At 39.1% G+C, this 15,097-nt stretch carries 19 protein-coding genes; all 19 read left to right on the top strand.

What is annotated here, in order from left to right; genetic code table 11:
* Positions 1 to 29: 29 nt before the first annotated feature.
* The 19 genes from CDOM16188_RS07315 (at position 30) to CDOM16188_RS07225 (ending at position 15,092) form a co-directional block, all read left to right on the top strand.
* Entirely contained in the window at positions 30 to 728 is a 699-nt protein-coding gene (locus tag CDOM16188_RS07315; protein WP_172200914.1) for an NAD(P)H-binding protein, read from the top strand.
* A 4-nt stretch (positions 729 to 732) separates the two neighbouring features.
* Entirely contained in the window at positions 733 to 1,683 is a 951-nt protein-coding gene (gene fmt, locus CDOM16188_RS07310; RefSeq protein WP_172200912.1) for a methionyl-tRNA formyltransferase, read from the top strand.
* Between the two features lie 12 nt (positions 1,684 to 1,695).
* Complete coding sequence (locus CDOM16188_RS07305; protein ID WP_172200910.1) at positions 1,696 to 2,331, top strand: biotin--[acetyl-CoA-carboxylase] ligase; 636 nt, start codon at positions 1,696 to 1,698, stop codon at positions 2,329 to 2,331.
* Entirely contained in the window at positions 2,328 to 3,110 is a 783-nt protein-coding gene (locus CDOM16188_RS07300; protein WP_169973401.1) for a ParA family protein, read from the top strand. Before CDOM16188_RS07305 ends, CDOM16188_RS07300 begins: the two co-directional genes overlap by 4 nt.
* Before the next feature lie 3 nt (positions 3,111 to 3,113).
* Complete coding sequence (locus tag CDOM16188_RS07295; protein ID WP_172200908.1) at positions 3,114 to 3,974, top strand: ParB/RepB/Spo0J family partition protein; 861 nt, start codon at positions 3,114 to 3,116, stop codon at positions 3,972 to 3,974.
* Between the two features lie 102 nt (positions 3,975 to 4,076).
* Positions 4,077 to 4,499, top strand: a complete 423-nt coding sequence (locus CDOM16188_RS07290) for a FoF1 ATP synthase subunit B' (RefSeq protein WP_169942778.1) — start codon at positions 4,077 to 4,079, stop codon at positions 4,497 to 4,499.
* A 9-nt stretch (positions 4,500 to 4,508) separates the two neighbouring features.
* Positions 4,509 to 5,018 carry a F0F1 ATP synthase subunit B gene (locus tag CDOM16188_RS07285; protein ID WP_172200906.1) on the top strand — a complete coding sequence of 170 codons (510 nt, stop codon included), beginning with the start codon at positions 4,509 to 4,511 and terminating at the stop codon, positions 5,016 to 5,018.
* Entirely contained in the window at positions 5,018 to 5,548 is a 531-nt protein-coding gene (locus CDOM16188_RS07280) for a F0F1 ATP synthase subunit delta (RefSeq protein WP_169942774.1), read from the top strand. The genes CDOM16188_RS07285 and CDOM16188_RS07280 overlap by 1 nt, the downstream gene beginning before the upstream one ends.
* Before the next feature lie 13 nt (positions 5,549 to 5,561).
* Complete coding sequence (gene atpA, locus CDOM16188_RS07275; RefSeq protein ID WP_172200904.1) at positions 5,562 to 7,079, top strand: F0F1 ATP synthase subunit alpha; 1,518 nt, start codon at positions 5,562 to 5,564, stop codon at positions 7,077 to 7,079.
* Positions 7,080 to 7,088: 9 nt separating this feature from the next.
* Positions 7,089 to 7,973: an ATP synthase F1 subunit gamma gene (gene atpG, locus CDOM16188_RS07270; protein ID WP_172200902.1), complete on the top strand. Its 885-nt coding sequence runs from the start codon at positions 7,089 to 7,091 to the stop codon at positions 7,971 to 7,973.
* A 15-nt stretch (positions 7,974 to 7,988) separates the two neighbouring features.
* Complete coding sequence (gene atpD / locus CDOM16188_RS07265; protein WP_169942768.1) at positions 7,989 to 9,386, top strand: F0F1 ATP synthase subunit beta; 1,398 nt, start codon at positions 7,989 to 7,991, stop codon at positions 9,384 to 9,386.
* Positions 9,387 to 9,403: 17 nt separating this feature from the next.
* Positions 9,404 to 9,799, top strand: coding sequence for an ATP synthase F1 subunit epsilon (gene atpC, locus CDOM16188_RS07260; protein ID WP_169942766.1), 396 nt, complete (start codon positions 9,404 to 9,406; stop codon positions 9,797 to 9,799).
* Positions 9,799 to 10,374: a MotA/TolQ/ExbB proton channel family protein gene (locus CDOM16188_RS07255; protein WP_172200900.1), complete on the top strand. Its 576-nt coding sequence runs from the start codon at positions 9,799 to 9,801 to the stop codon at positions 10,372 to 10,374. The genes atpC and CDOM16188_RS07255 overlap by 1 nt, the downstream gene beginning before the upstream one ends.
* Positions 10,374 to 10,766, top strand: coding sequence for a biopolymer transporter ExbD (locus CDOM16188_RS07250; protein WP_169942763.1), 393 nt, complete (start codon positions 10,374 to 10,376; stop codon positions 10,764 to 10,766). Before CDOM16188_RS07255 ends, CDOM16188_RS07250 begins: the two co-directional genes overlap by 1 nt.
* A complete protein-coding gene (locus CDOM16188_RS07245; protein ID WP_172200898.1) occupies positions 10,759 to 11,592 on the top strand; it encodes a TonB C-terminal domain-containing protein in 834 nt (277 codons plus the stop codon). Before CDOM16188_RS07250 ends, CDOM16188_RS07245 begins: the two co-directional genes overlap by 8 nt.
* A 14-nt stretch (positions 11,593 to 11,606) precedes the next feature.
* Positions 11,607 to 12,881 carry a Tol-Pal system protein TolB gene (gene tolB, locus CDOM16188_RS07240; RefSeq protein ID WP_172200896.1) on the top strand — a complete coding sequence of 425 codons (1,275 nt, stop codon included), beginning with the start codon at positions 11,607 to 11,609 and terminating at the stop codon, positions 12,879 to 12,881.
* Between the two features lie 63 nt (positions 12,882 to 12,944).
* On the top strand, positions 12,945 to 13,466 hold the full coding sequence (locus tag CDOM16188_RS07235; protein WP_169942757.1) for an OmpA family protein: 522 nt from the start codon (positions 12,945 to 12,947) through the stop codon (positions 13,464 to 13,466).
* 6 nt (positions 13,467 to 13,472) lie between these two features.
* A complete protein-coding gene (locus CDOM16188_RS07230; RefSeq protein ID WP_172200894.1) occupies positions 13,473 to 14,384 on the top strand; it encodes a tol-pal system YbgF family protein in 912 nt (303 codons plus the stop codon).
* 60 nt (positions 14,385 to 14,444) lie between these two features.
* Complete coding sequence (locus tag CDOM16188_RS07225) at positions 14,445 to 15,092, top strand: peptidylprolyl isomerase (protein WP_172200891.1); 648 nt, start codon at positions 14,445 to 14,447, stop codon at positions 15,090 to 15,092.
* The last annotated feature ends 5 nt before the right edge of the window (positions 15,093 to 15,097 follow it).

The raw sequence follows: 15,097 nt of genomic DNA, 5'->3' as shown, positions 1-15,097 counted from the left end.
CCAAATTCTCACAAATAAGAGCTATTGTTTTGAAATTTTACGGCTCCAAAATACAAAAGAGAAACGGAGAAGATATGAGCGGTCATAAAACAGCCTTAGTCGTAGGGGCGACAGGAGTCGTCGGACGCGAGATAGTAAGGCAGCTTTGCGAGGATAAGGATTATTTGAGGGTTTTTGTATGGACAAGGCGTGATCTTGATTTTGCACATGAAAAACTAGATGTAAAAAAGATTGATTTTGACAAGATAAGCGAGATAAAGCCGTTTTATGTGGATGAAATTTACTGCGCACTCGGCACGACTTTAAGAAAAGCCAGAAGTAAAGAGCGGTTTTTAAAAGTGGACGGAGAGTATGTGACAGAAGTTGCCAAATGGGGCAAGCTATCAGGCGCGAAGAGCTTTTCAATGATATCTTCGCTTAAGGCCGATGTAAATTCCGGCGTATTTTATTTTAGAGCAAAAGGCGAGGCTGAAAATGCGGTTAAAGAGCTTGGATATGACTCTTTGATGATATTTCATCCCTCGCTTATCAAGGGGCAGAGAGAGGAATTTAGGGTTTTTGAAAATTTCATGATAACCATGTTTAAATTGATACCTAAAAACTTCTTTTCGTCCATGCGGCCTATGAGCGGAAAGCAGATCGCGCAAGCGGTTTTGAAAGTGGCCAAAAACCCGCCTGTGGGAGCTAAGATTTACCGCCCGCAAGATGTAATTAAAACTAACGGATAGAGATATGAATGTAATTTTTATGGGAACGCCCGAGTATGCGGTCAAAATTTTAGACGCTATGGTTAAATTTAACGCCAATCAACTTAGCTTAGACGGCGCTAAAAAAGAGCCGAAATTTAATATCGTAGCCGTTTTCACACAGCCTGATAAGCCCGTGGGCAGGAAGCAGATACTAACTCCTAGTAGCGTTAAGATTTATAGCGAGGCAAATTTGCCCACTGTGCCGATATTTCAGCCAAAGACTTTGCGAGATGAAGCGGTGGCTGAGCAAATTTTAAACTTGAAGCCTGATTTTATAGTTGTGGCGGCGTATGGAAAAATTTTGCCTAAAAGCATACTTGACATCGCTCCTTGTATAAATTTGCACGCTTCGATTTTACCGAAATACCGCGGTGCAAGTCCTATTCAAAGCGCGATTTTAGCAGGTGAAAAGCAAACCGGAGTAACGGCTATGCTTATGAACGAAGGGCTTGATACAGGCGATATGCTTGATTTTGCCTATACGAACTGCGAAAACAAAATGGCGCAAGAACTTTTTAGCGAACTTGGCGATATGGCGGGCGAACTGATAGTAGCAACGCTCTTAAATTTTCAAAATTTAACCCCTATCAAGCAAGACGACAACCTCGCAACCGAATGTAAAAAGATACAAAAAACGGACGGGCTTTTTAGCTTTAATGAAGATGCGCATGAAATTTATAATAAATTTAGAGCGCTTACTCCTTGGCCGGGAATTTATCTTGAGAGCGGACTTAAAATTTTATCTTTGGAGCTATTTGAAGGCTCAAGCGGTGAAGCAGGAGAGATTTTAAGCATTTATAAAGATAGTTTTGTAGTGGGGTGCAATAGCGGAGCCGTTAAAATTTACTCCTTGCAAGAGCCTGCCAAAAAGGCCGTCGATGCAAATTCTTATATAAACGGCAAACGCCTTAGAGTAGGCGATAAAATTTTATGATAAGAGCTGATTTTGGTAGTTGAATTTGTTGATTCAATCCCGTCAACACAGGAATTTGTCTGTGAAGGCGTGCACTCTGGCGTGATAAAGCCGCCTTTTATGATCGTTGCAAACGAACAAACCAAAGGCATAGGCAGCAGAAATAACGAGTGGCAAGGATTTAGAGGGAATTTGTTTTTTTCTTTTTGTGTGGATAGGAGCTTTTTGCCAAATGATCTGCATGAGGCCTCCATAGCTATTTATTTTTCGATGATTATGCGTGAATTTTTAGCTTCGCAAGGCTCTGAAATTTGGATTAAGTGGCCCAATGATTTTTACATAGAAGATAAAAAAATAGGCGGAACAATTACTTCAAAGATAAGCGAAAATTATATTTGCGGTATGGGCTTAAATCTCGTCGGCGCACCAAAAAATGCGGGTATTTTGGATATACAAATTAGTCAAAATCAAGCAGTTTGGGGATTTTGTGAATTATTAGAAAAAAAGATTTTATGGAAGCAGATTTTTAGCAAATTTAGGTTAGACTTTCAGAAATCAAAAAAATTCATCACGCATATAGACGGGCAAGAGGTATCGCTGCAAGACGCAGAAATTTGCGATGATGGAGCTATTTTAGTAAATGAAAAAAAGGTGTATTCTTTAAGATGAGCGAGATAATAACCATAGCAAACCAAAAAGGCGGTGTGGGCAAAACGACCACAGCGGTAAATTTGGCGGCTTCTTTGGCGGTTGCGGAAAAGAGAGTTTTACTCATAGATATCGATCCTCAGGCAAATGCGACTACGGGAATGGGCTTTAGCAGAAATGACTATGAATACAATATCTATCACGTTTTAACAGGGCGCAAGAAGCTTTCTCAGATAGTTCTTAAAACCGAAATTCCTACACTTTTTCTAGCTCCTTCAAACATCGGTTTAGTAGGTATCGAGCAAGAATTTAACGATCAGAGCAAGGATTACAAGCTAATCCTTAAAAATAAAATTGCAGAAGTTTTACACGAGTATGATTTTATCATCATCGATAGCCCGCCCGCACTTGGCAGCATAACCGTAAACGCTTTAAGTGCGAGCGATAGCGTGATTATACCTATACAATGCGAATTTTACGCACTTGAAGGATTGGCGCAAATTTTAAACACGGTTAAAATAATCAAAAAAACTATAAATCCAAAGCTTGCCATAAAGGGCTTTTTACCAACTATGTACAGCTCTCAAAACAACCTTTCAAAAGAAACTGTGGCGAATTTAAAGCAGCATTTTGAAAACAAGCTGTTTAAACTAAGAGACGATAGTGAGGATTTTGTGATCGTGCCTAGAAATGTAAAGCTTGCCGAGTCTCCAAGCTTTGGTAAGCCGGTGATACTTTATGATATAAAATCCCCTGGCTCTCAGGCGTATCAAAATTTAGCTTACGCGATCTTAGGATAAAAGATGGCTAAAAAGAGTAGTTTAGGACGCGGATTAGGAGCTATACTTGAAGATGTTGAGCTTGCTTATAAGGCCGAGTTAAGCGGCGGAAATCGCGATATAGTAACCGAAATTGATCTGAATTTAATAACCGAAAACCCTTATCAGCCACGAAAACACTTCGATGAAACAGCCTTAAAAGAGCTAAGCGAATCAATAAAAAGACACGGACTTATCCAGCCTATAATCGTCATACAAAAAGATGACGGATATATGCTGATAGCCGGCGAAAGAAGATTTAGAGCGACTAAAATTTTAGGTGCCGAGAAAATAAAAGCCATAGTTGCCGATATCGAGAGTAAAAATTTAAGAGAACTTGCGCTTATTGAAAATATCCAAAGAGAAGATCTTAATCCTATCGAGCTTGCAAATTCATATAAAGAGCTTATCGATGAGTATAAGATCACACAAGAAGGACTTGCAAACATCATACATAAGAGTAGAACTCAGATAACAAATACAATGCGGCTTTTGTCTTTAAGCCTTCATACTCAAGATCTCATAAAAGAAGGAAAGATAACTCAAGGACATGCCAAAGTAATCGTAGGACTTGAGCCAAATGATGAAAAAATGGCTGTCGATACGATAATCGGACAGAGATTGAGCGTTCGCGAAACTGAAAATTTGGTTAAAAATTTAAAAGACAAAAGCAAAGGCTCGCAAAAAATCGGTTTTAAAATCGATGAAAAATACACTCAAAAGCTAGATCATTTAAAAGAGCTTCTAGAAAAACTCCACATAAAATCAAAAATTAAAAATAGAAATTTGATACTTGAATTTAAAGATATATCGGATATTGAGAATTTTATAGGCAAAATTAGCTGAAATTTAACTGTAAAATTTAGCTAATTTTTTCCTAACATATTGTAAAATAAGTGCGATTTTTGTTTTTTAGTAATAAAATCATAATTGTCATAAGGAGATTTAATGTTAGAAATCGAATTGCCATTAGTTCTACTAACGGCGGTTGTTTTTCTAGGGCTTATCTTTGTTTTAAACAACATTCTTTACAAGCCGCTTCTCAAATTTATCGATGCGAGGAACGAAGCTATCAGGAATGACGAAGAGAGTGCTAGCAAAAACACGAGCGATCTTAGCGTTCATGAGGCTGAGATTGAGCAGATTATCTTGGCTGCTAGAAGCGAAGCAGGCAAGATAAAGCAAGACGCAATGGGTGCGGCAAAAGAGAGCGCAGCTAAGATAATCGGCGAGAAACGCGCTGTTTTAGAAGCTGATTATGAGGCATTCATGCAAAATCTACAAACTCAAAAAGATGAGTTTAAGGCGGATCTGGTTGCAAAACTTCCTGATCTTAAAAATGTTCTTAAAACTAAACTTGCGAAAATTTAAGGGGTAAATATGAAGAAATTTTATCTTGTTTTATTTATTCCGTTTTTGCTTACCGCAAGCGAGCCTAGCGGAAACGGCTATGATATCGTAGCAAGAACTATCAACTTTGTTTTATTCTTTGGAATTTTATACTATTTCATCGCTACTCCTATCAAAAACGCTTATAAAGCTAGAATACAAAGCATAGCAAATAGACTTGACGGCATCCAAAAGAAGCTTAAAGATTCGCAAGTCAAAAAAGACGACGCCTTAAGAAGAGTTGAAGAGGCTAAAAGCAATGCGATTAGTCTTGTTGAAACTTCTAAAAAAGAGGCAATGATACTATCTGAAAAAATCAAAAACGAAACTAACCAAGAGCTTTTGAATATGGAAAAGAGCTTTGAAGAGCAGAAAGAATTCGAAAGAAGACGCATGACGAAAGTCGTGGTTGGAGAAGTTTTGAATGAAATTTTCGCAAGCGATAGTATGAAAATAGATCAAAACGAACTTGTTAATATCGTGCTTAAGAAGGTTGGCTGATGAAAGAGTTAATAGCAAAAAAATATGTCAAAGCTCTGATGGCTGAGCTAAGCAAAAGCGAGCTTGAGAAATTTATAGACAGCTTAAATGTTATTGCAAATGCGTTTAAAATTCATAAATTTAGGAATATTATAATCTCGCCCAATGTTAAAAGTTGCGAAAAAGTGAAATTTATTTTATCGCTTATTGATGAAACAGATACTAAATTTACGAATTTTATCAAGCTGCTTGGAGAAAACAAGCGTCTTGAACTTTTGCCTGCGATCGTAGCTGAGCTAATGGCTCAAAAAGCTCGCATAGATAATGTGTATCGCGGTAAAATTTATGGCAATTTTGATATCAGCGCAACTCAAATCGAGGAACTTGAGAAGAGTTTTTCAAAGAGATTTGATGCAAAAATTATGCTTGAAGCCATAAAGAGTGATTATAACGGTATAAAAATCGAGTTGGACGATTTGGGTGTGGAAGCGAGTTTTTCTATTGACAGACTCAAAGCCCAAATGACTGAATATATATTAAAAGCAATTTAAAAGGAGAAAAAGCGTGAGTGCAAAAATAAAAGCAGATGAAATTAGCGCTATCATCAAGGAAAGAATCGAAAATTTCGATCTAAACGTTGATGTTGAAGAGACTGGCAAGGTTATCTCAGTAGCTGATGGTGTTGCTAATGTTTACGGACTGAAAAATGTTATGGCCGGTGAGATGGTTGAGTTTGAAAGTGGCGAAAAGGGTATGGCTCTTAACCTTGAAGAGAGCAGTGTCGGTATAGTTATCCTTGGTAAAACTGACAACATTAAAGAAGGAAGTTCTGTAAAACGCCTTGGAAAACTTCTTCGTGTTCCTGTCGGTGACGCGCTTATCGGACGCGTTGTAAACTCTCTTGGCGAGCCGATTGATGCAAAAGGTCCGATTGACGCGAGCGAAACAAGATTTGTTGAAGAAAAAGCAAAAGGTATTATGGCTAGAAAATCAGTTCATGAGCCACTTCAAACAGGTATCAAAGCTATAGACGCACTTGTGCCGATCGGCCGTGGACAGCGCGAGCTTATCATCGGTGACCGCCAAACAGGTAAAACAACGGTTGCTATAGATACTATTATCAACCAAAGAGGTCAAGACGTCGTTTGTATCTACGTAGCTATCGGACAAAAACAATCAACTGTTGCACAAGTTGTTAAAAAGCTTGAAGAATACGGCGCTATGGATTATACGATAGTTGTAAATGCAGGTGCTTCTGACGCGGCTGCGCTTCAGTATCTTGCTCCTTATGCGGGTGTAACTATGGGTGAATATTTCCGTGATAATTCACGTCACGCGCTAATCATTTATGATGACCTTTCAAAACACGCCGTAGCATACCGCGAGATGTCGCTTATCCTTCGCCGCCCTCCAGGTCGTGAAGCATATCCAGGCGATGTTTTCTATCTTCACTCAAGACTTCTTGAGCGCGCAAGTAAGCTAAATGACAAGCTAGGTGGCGGATCGCTTACTGCGCTTCCTATCATCGAGACTCAAGCCGGTGACGTTTCTGCGTATATTCCGACAAACGTTATTTCTATTACGGACGGTCAAATTTTCCTTGAGTCGGATCTATTTAACTCAGGTATCCGCCCTGCGATTAACGTTGGTCTTTCAGTTTCTCGTGTCGGCGGTGCTGCTCAGATTAAAGCTATTAAGCAAGTTTCAGGTAACTTAAGACTTGACCTTGCGCAATACCGCGAGCTTCAAGCGTTTGCTCAGTTTGCAAGCGATCTTGACGAGAGTTCAAGAAAGCAGCTTGAGCGCGGTCAAAGAATGGTTGAAGTTCTAAAACAACCTCCTTATAGCCCGCTTCCTGTTGAGAACCAAGTAGTGCTAATCTTTGCCGGAGCGAAGGGTTATCTTGATGATATAGTTACTTTAAATGTTACAAAATTTGAGTCTGAACTATATCCATATATAGAGGCGAAATATCCTGAAATTTTTGAACAAATTAGAACTAAAAAAGTGCTTGATAAAGAGATTGAAGAGCTTTTACATAAAGCGCTGAAAGATTTTAAAGCGACATTTGCTGTTAATTAAGGCTAAAATATGTCAAATTTAAAAGATATAAAACGAAAGATCAAGAGCGTCCAAAACACTCAAAAGACGACTCGCGCGATGAAGCTGGTTTCTACTGCCAAACTTAGAAAGGCAGAAGAGGCCGCCCGCCAGTCAAGAGTGTATGCGCTTAAGATCAATGAAGTTTTATCGGAGATAGCTTATAAGATCAACCAGTATCGCTCGGTAAATGCGGAGAGTAAATTCTTTGACATTAAGGAGAATGTAGAGAAGGTTGATATCATATTTGTTACCGCTGATAAGGGACTTTGTGGTGGTTTTAATATCCAAACTATCAAAACCGTAAGAAGAATGATAAATGAATTTAAAGCCAAAAAAGTAAAAATTAGACTTAGAGCCGTCGGCAAAAAAGGCATTGAGTTTTTCAACTTCCAAGGTATTGATCTGCTTCAGACTTATGTCGGAGTTAGCTCATCGCCAACTTATGAAAAAGCTCAAAACGTCATAAAAGATGCGGTAAATGACTTTGTAAACGGAGTTACGGATAAGGTAATTCTTGTTCATAACGGCTATAAAAATATGATTTCTCAAGAAATTCGCATAAATGACGTTGTGCCCGTTGAACCGCCTAAGATGGTTGAAGTAGAGACAAATTCTTTGATGGAATTTGAGCCTGAAAACGACAACAAAATTTTAGACGAGTTACTTGAAAAATACTTCGAATACAGCATGTATTATGCGCTTGTAGATTCTCTTGCGGCTGAGCATAGTGCCAGAATGCAAGCGATGGATAATGCGACAAATAATGCAAAAGAGCGTGTTCGTCAGTTAAATTTAGCTTATAACAAAGCTAGACAAGAGTCTATTACCACTGAGCTTATCGAGATTATCAGTGGCGTTGAATCAATGAAATAATAAAAAGGAGAATGAATGAAAGGTGTTATTAGTCAGATAATGGGCCCTGTGGTCGATGTCGATTTCAATGACTATTTGCCAAAGATAAATGAAGCTATCGAAGTAAATTATGAAGTGGAAGGCAAGCAAAACAAGCTAGTTCTTGAAGTTGCAGCTCACCTTGGAGATAACCGCGTAAGAACCATCGCTATGGATATGAGCGAGGGTCTAACTCGTGGTCTTGAGGCTGTTGCGCTTGGAGCACCTATAACTGTTCCTGTTGGCGAGAAAGTTTTGGGTAGAATTTTTAACGTTATCGGCGATCTTATCGATGAGGGCGAAAACGTAGATTTTGATAAAAAATGGTCTATCCACCGCGATCCTCCTGCATTTGAAGAGCAAAGCACAAAAAGCGAAATTTTTGAAACAGGTATCAAGGTAGTCGACCTTCTTGCTCCTTATGCAAAGGGCGGCAAGGTAGGACTATTCGGTGGTGCCGGCGTTGGTAAGACGGTTATTATTATGGAGCTTATCCATAACGTTGCGTTTAAGCACAGCGGTTATTCCGTATTTGCAGGCGTTGGCGAGAGAACTCGTGAAGGAAACGACCTTTATCACGAGATGAAAGAATCCAACGTTTTGGATAAAGTTGCCTTATGCTATGGCCAGATGAACGAACCGCCGGGGGCAAGAAACAGAATCGCGCTAACAGGTCTTACTATGGCTGAATATTTCCGTGACGAGATGGGACTTGACGTTCTTATGTTTATTGATAACATCTTTAGATTTTCTCAATCAGGTGCAGAGATGTCAGCACTTCTTGGACGTATCCCTTCGGCGGTTGGTTATCAGCCTACACTTGCAAGCGAGATGGGTAAATTCCAAGAGAGAATTACATCAACCAAAAAAGGATCGATCACATCTGTTCAGGCTGTTTACGTTCCAGCTGACGACCTTACAGACCCTGCTCCTGCGACAGTTTTTGCTCACCTTGATGCTACAACGGTTCTTAACCGTGCTATTGCAGAGAAGGGAATTTATCCTGCGGTTGACCCGCTTGACTCAACTTCACGTATGCTTGATCCCCAAATTTTAGGACAAGATCACTATAGAGTTGCGCGTGGTGTTCAGGCTGTTTTGCAAAAATATAAAGACCTTCAAGATATCATCGCGATCCTTGGTATGGACGAGCTTAGTGAAGAAGATAAGGTAACTGTTGATAGAGCAAGAAAGATAGAGAGATTTTTATCTCAACCATTCTTCGTTGCGGAAGTCTTTACGGGAAGCCCTGGAAAATATGTAAGCCTAGAAGAAAACATCGCCGGATTTAAGGGAATTTTAGACGGCAAATATGACGATCTTCCTGAAGCCGCGTTTTATATGGTAGGTAATATCGACGAGGTAATGCAAAAAGCTGAAAAACTTAAAGGCTAAAATTTAAAGGAATCTTAATGAATAAATTGCATTTAGAGATTGTAACGCCTGAAGGTCTAGTTTTTTCAAATGATGTTAAGAGCGTGGTGCTTCCGGGTACAGAGGGCGAATTTGGCGTCCTTCCGGGACACGCATCTTTGATATCTTTGCTAAAAGCCGGACTTATTGACATTGAAGATGAAGATAAAAACCACGATGTAGTGGCGATAAATTGGGGTTATGTCAAAATCGACGAAGGCAAGGCTGTAGTGCTTGCCGACGGAGCCGTATATGTCTCCGGAAATTCAGAAGGAGAGATAGCAAACTCTCTAGAAAAAGCCAAAGAGTTGATCCAAAGTATGAGTAGCGATACAAATGCCTTTGCATCGACAGTATCAAAGCTAGACAGCATGGCTAGAGCGAAAGTAAAATAGTGGCTGGGCTTGATATATTTTTAAACTACGTATCAAGAAGTAGTTTTATAACTATTTTTGTACTTAGTTGGCTCTCTTTGTATCTGATAATGAGCTTTACCATACTATTTTCTCGTATGGTGGGGCTTGGTCTTTGGCAAAGAAGAGAAAATGCCTCGCTTGAGTCTTTGCTTATGGGTGCTAAAACCCTTAGCAACGACTCGGCTCTTAAAAAATGCGCTTCAGGCAGAATAAACAAAGAAAAGCTTGGAATTTGCATCAGCATAGCCGAAAAGAACGCTACAAGCGGAGTTACTTGGCTTGCTATCATCGCTTCTACTTCCCCGTTTATAGGACTTTTTGGAACTGTTGTCTCTATCCTTGAGACGTTTTCACAGCTTGGGCAAGGCGGCAACTCATCCCTTGGTGTAATCGCTCCTGCTATCAGTGAGGCTTTGGTTGCAACGGGAGCTGGAATTTTCGTAGCGATACCGGCATATACATTTAACTTGTTAATTAAAAGAAAAGCTTACGAACTTATGAGTACAATCAGGCGAGAAGCCGACATACTCATAGCAAGCAAAGAAGAATTTTAATGATAAATCTTGAAGAGACTCCTGAGCTAAATATCACTCCTCTGGTTGATATTATGCTCGTGCTTTTAGCTATCCTTATGGTGACTACTCCTGCGATTATCTATGAAGAACAGATAGTGCTTCCTGACGGCTCAAAGACCAAGTCATCGACCGCTATGCAAAAGGATCTCATGGTAATCGTTGATGCGCAAAGAAAAGTAAGGATAGATCAAAGCACTATGAGTCTGCAAGAGCTTCCCGATAATATCGTCTTGCTTGGTGCAAAATATGATAAAAATTCGCCGGTTTATATAAAGGCGGATAAAAATTTGATTTATGATGATGTTATGTTTGTTTTAAAAAGCATTAAAAATGCCGGATTTACAAAGGTGGCACTTCAAACTAATGGATAAAATTTTAAAGCCAAATTTTAATACTTTTAATTATTTTATACTCTCTTTTGTTCTTTATATTTGTATGATAGTCGGAATTTTCGTCAAGCTTACTTATTTTGAGCAAGAGGCAAAGAGATATACAGATACAAAAGATGCTTTTATGGATATTACTATAGTGGAGCGTGAACCTGATATAGTAGTAAAAGCACCTGAAAAAAAAGAAGAAGTTATAAAGAGTGAAGAGCCTGAAAAAAAGGTTGAACAGCCAAAAGAGGAGTCAAAGCCCGATACTACAAATAAGCCTGTAGAGCCTGAAGTAGTCCCTGAAGCGGTACCTGAACCAAAGCCTGTAGAGAAAGAAGAGCCAAATTTAAAAGATCTCTTTAAAGACATCGACACTTCAAAGCTAAAAGAGGATAAGGTGGTTAAGAAAAAAGAGACGCCAAAAGATCAAAGCAGGATAAAACCTGAAAAAAAAGAGGCAAAAAAAGAGGCAAAAGCCGCAAGTGATGTGATAAATTCTTTACAGCTTGATAAGGTAGCCAAGACACCAAAATCGCAAAGGACTGGCGAGTACAATCCTTATGCTGGAGAAATAAGTAGGATTTTAGAGACAAAATGGACGGCATATAAGGCTGATTCTAATGATAATGCTAAAGTTGAGATTAGTATAGATGTCAACGGAAATTTTAGTTACAATATAAAACAGCTGTCATATAACAGTGAATTTAACGATAAGGTAAGAGAATTTTTGCAAAAGATGACATTTGAAAAATTTCCGCCTTCTCAATTAGGAAGACCATTTGTTTTTGAAACAACATTATTGGATAAAATAGAAAATTAAACAACGGAGGATAGATGAAAAAGATTGTATTATTACTAAGCCTAGCTATCGGCTTATTTGCTGCAGATGCAACGATAGCCATCGTAAATAAAGGACTTGCGCTTCCTAAAATCGTTTTGCAAGATGCGACGACTATGGTTAGCGATCAAGCGTTTAAAAGCAGATTTCACAAGATCATGCTTGGAGATTTAAAGGTAAGTTCTGATTTTGAAGTGCTTGATGAATACATCCAAAGCAGCTACGAAGGGGATTCAAACACAAACGTGATGAGCGAAAAGGGCGCGCAACTGATTTTTAGATACGCACTTGAAGGCTCTCCTTCAACTCCGCTTAGACTCAAAGTAAAGCTGATAAATGCCAAAACCGCTACTGCACAATACGAGCGTGCTTACACTATGGACGACGGAGCCAAATTTCCGTTTTTGGCGCATAAAGCTATAGTCGAGCTTGTAAATGAGCTAAAAATGCCTCCTGTAAATTGGATGGAGAAATTTATCGTATTTGCCAAAGGAACAGGCTCAAAACAAAGCGAAATCGTAGTGGCCGACTATACTCTAACATATCAGAAAGTAATTGTTCGCGGCGGATTAAATATATTTCCTAAATGGTCGGGAGCCGATCAAAGTGCGTTTTACTACTCTGACTACAGCGGCACAAAGCTAGTGCTTTATAAATTTGAGCTGGCAACAGGCAAAAAAATTAAAATTTTAGAGACTTCAGGCGGTATGCTTGTGGCTTCTGATGTAAGCGAGAGCGGGGATAAGCTACTTCTTACTATGGCTCCACAAGATCAGCCCGATATCTACATCTATGATCTAAATTCAAAAAAGCTTAAGCAGATAACAAACTACAGCGGTATTGATGTAAACGGAAATTTTGTCGATCACGATAGTAAGGTTGTTTTCGTATCGGATAGATTAGGATATCCAAATATATTTTCTCAAAACGTAAATGGCGGAGCGGTTGAACAGATGGTATATCACGGTAAAAACAACAACTCCGTAAGCGCATATCAAAACTATGTAGTTTATTCAAGCAGAGAAGACGCCAAGAGCGAATTTGGAACCAGAGACTTTAATATCTATCTTATCTCAACAAAGACAGAATATATAAGACAACTTACTGCAAGCGGAAAGAATTTGTATCCGAGATTTTCAAGTGACGGACAAAGTGTAGTGTTTATCAAAGAGCTTGGCGGGCAGAGTTCTCTTGGTATAATTCGTGTCAATGAAAATAAAAGTTTTCAATTTCCGTTAAAAATAGGAAAAATTCAATCAATTGATTGGTAGGTTCGTTAAAGTTTATTTTAAAATTTATGATATAATCACCGAAATTTTTGTAAAAGGATTAATATGAAAAAAGTAGTTTTAGCTTCCGCTGTTGTTGCAGCGCTATTCATGAGCGGTTGTAGCTCTAAAAACCCTGAAGTAGATATGAGCGCAGACTCAAATCAAAACATGGGTATGATGGGTTCATCTACTGATACTATGATGAGCTCTAGTGATAGATTGCAACAGTTACTATCTGCGATAGAAGGGCAAGTAAAGACTGTGTATTTCGATTTTGATAAATTTAATATCAAAAGCGATATGCAACCGGTCGTAAATACAAATGCAAGTTTGTTTAACCAATCAGAAGCTCAAAGCCTAACTATCAAAGTAGAAGGTAACTGCGACGAATGGGGAACAGACGAGTATAACTACGCTCTTGGTCTAAAAAGAGCTAAAGCTACTAAAGACGCTCTTGTAAAACAAGGTGTTTCAGCCGATAGAATTATGGTTGTAAGCTACGGCGAGAGCAATCCTGTGTGCTCAGACAAAACAAAAGCTTGCGACGCGCAAAACAGACGTGCTGAATTTAAAGTGCTTCCATAATCAATTATGACAAATTTTAAAAATTTAGCGGCTCTTTTTATGGGGGCCGCTCTTGCTTACTCTGCTGAAATTTCGGTATTTGATGCCGGAAATTTAGATAGTTCAAATCCTTATGGTTTAACCGACGGTGAAAAGGCTCTGCTTAAAAATAAACAAAAAGTCGAAAATTTAAGTAGAAATATGAATGATGTAGAATCAACTCTAAGCGGTGCTCAAGAGCGAATAGAAGGAATTCAAAGCATCATGGACGGGATGAATTCTCGCATAACTAAAGTCGAAAAACGCTTAGATGAACTTCAAGGTAAAGTAGTAGGCGAGGAAGGCGGTGAAGGCGTTAGCTTGGAATCTCTTAGACAATACGTTGAAGAGAGTCGCAAAATACAAGAAGCTAACAATCAAAAAATAACAAAAGCTTTAAAAGATCTCAGTGCTCTTATAGACAAAATAAATTCAAACTATGTCTCAAAATCTGAGCTTAGTAAAACCGGCTCAAAGAGTGCTGAAAAAGAGCAATCAAGCGAAAGTAAAGATTCAGCCGGCTCTTCTAGTAAATCAGACTTTACTAAACAAAAAATTCAAGATGTCGCTACAGACGCAAAGAAGATGTTTGATGCAGGCAAACTTGAGGACGCAAAAGATAGGTATGAGTTTTTGATAACTAAAAACCATAAGCCCGCAGCTGCAAATTTCTACCTTGGCGAAATTTCATACCAACAAAAAGCCTACAATAACGCTATAAAATACTATCAGCAAAGCATATCGCTTTACGATAAGGCTGATTACACTCCAAAGTTACTGTATCATACCGCAATCAGCTTTGATAAGATCGGCGATACTGCGAGCGCAAATCGTTTCTACAAAGCTCTTAAACTAGGATATCCTGAGAGCAAGGAAGCTAAAGCTTCGCCTGATAGATAAGTCAATTTAGATTAATAAAATTCAGGTATAATCACATTTATTTCATTTGTAGGAGAAAATGTGAAAGATCAAGTTATATCTATGTTTTATGAGCTAAAAGATGCAAAAACAGGCGAAATTTTAGAATCAAACATGCAAACAGGAAGTCAAATTTCATTTTTGACAGGACGCGGACATATCATCCCGAAATTAGAAGAAGAAGTTAGTGTTCTTAAAGCAGGCGATAGAAAAAATATCGTTATTGAAGCTGCCGAAGCTTGCGGCTTATATGATGAAAAAGCGCTTCAAACCTTACCGAAAGAGCAATTTGCAGGAATTGAGCTAAAAGAAGGCATGGAGCTTTTCGGTCAAGGCGAAGACGGCTCAAACGTTCGCGTAATCGTGTCTAAAATCGGAGAGGATGACGTTACGGTTGATTTTAACCATCCTTATGCGGGCAAAGATCTTGAGTTTAATGTTGAAGTTACCGAAGTAAGAGATGCTACGGAGGATGAGATCGCAACGGGAGTCGTAGCTCAAGCGCATGCTTGCGGTTGCGGAAGTCACGGTAAAAAAAGTGGCGGTTGCTGCGGAGGCGGACATCATGACCACGATCACGGCGAAGGCGGTTGCTGCGGCGGTCACGGTCACCATCATGAGGACGATGAGTGCTGCGGCGGAGCTCATCACGATGAGCATGGTGGCGGTTGCTGCGGAAAACATCATTAAGAAAT

It is taken from the genome of Campylobacter sp. RM16188, assembly GCF_012978795.1.
GTDB classification, from domain to species: Bacteria; Campylobacterota; Campylobacteria; order Campylobacterales; family Campylobacteraceae; genus Campylobacter_A; species Campylobacter_A canis.
Note: the sequence above shows the minus strand (reverse complement) of the source record. Positions and strands in the feature narration are given on the sequence as shown.

Bases quoted from the DNA above. Each gene is read 5' to 3' on its own strand.
- CDOM16188_RS07235 (WP_169942757.1), top strand. From the start codon at position 12,945: ATGAAAAAAGTAGTTTTAGCTTCCGCTGTTGTTGCAGCGCTATTCATG.
- CDOM16188_RS07230 (WP_172200894.1), top strand. From the start codon at position 13,473: ATGACAAATTTTAAAAATTTAGCGGCTCTTTTTATGGGGGCCGCTCTT.
- CDOM16188_RS07285 (WP_172200906.1), top strand. From the start codon at position 4,509: ATGAAGAAATTTTATCTTGTTTTATTTATTCCGTTTTTGCTTACCGCA.
- CDOM16188_RS07245 (WP_172200898.1), top strand. From the start codon at position 10,759: ATGGATAAAATTTTAAAGCCAAATTTTAATACTTTTAATTATTTTATA.
- CDOM16188_RS07295 (WP_172200908.1), top strand. From the start codon at position 3,114: ATGGCTAAAAAGAGTAGTTTAGGACGCGGATTAGGAGCTATACTTGAA.
- atpC (WP_169942766.1), top strand. From the start codon at position 9,404: ATGAATAAATTGCATTTAGAGATTGTAACGCCTGAAGGTCTAGTTTTT.
- fmt (WP_172200912.1), top strand. From the start codon at position 733: ATGAATGTAATTTTTATGGGAACGCCCGAGTATGCGGTCAAAATTTTA.
- CDOM16188_RS07290 (WP_169942778.1), top strand. From the start codon at position 4,077: ATGTTAGAAATCGAATTGCCATTAGTTCTACTAACGGCGGTTGTTTTT.
- CDOM16188_RS07300 (WP_169973401.1), top strand. From the start codon at position 2,328: ATGAGCGAGATAATAACCATAGCAAACCAAAAAGGCGGTGTGGGCAAA.
- CDOM16188_RS07250 (WP_169942763.1), top strand. From the start codon at position 10,374: ATGATAAATCTTGAAGAGACTCCTGAGCTAAATATCACTCCTCTGGTT.
- tolB (WP_172200896.1), top strand. From the start codon at position 11,607: ATGAAAAAGATTGTATTATTACTAAGCCTAGCTATCGGCTTATTTGCT.
- CDOM16188_RS07280 (WP_169942774.1), top strand. From the start codon at position 5,018: ATGAAAGAGTTAATAGCAAAAAAATATGTCAAAGCTCTGATGGCTGAG.
- atpD (WP_169942768.1), top strand. From the start codon at position 7,989: ATGAAAGGTGTTATTAGTCAGATAATGGGCCCTGTGGTCGATGTCGAT.
- atpG (WP_172200902.1), top strand. From the start codon at position 7,089: ATGTCAAATTTAAAAGATATAAAACGAAAGATCAAGAGCGTCCAAAAC.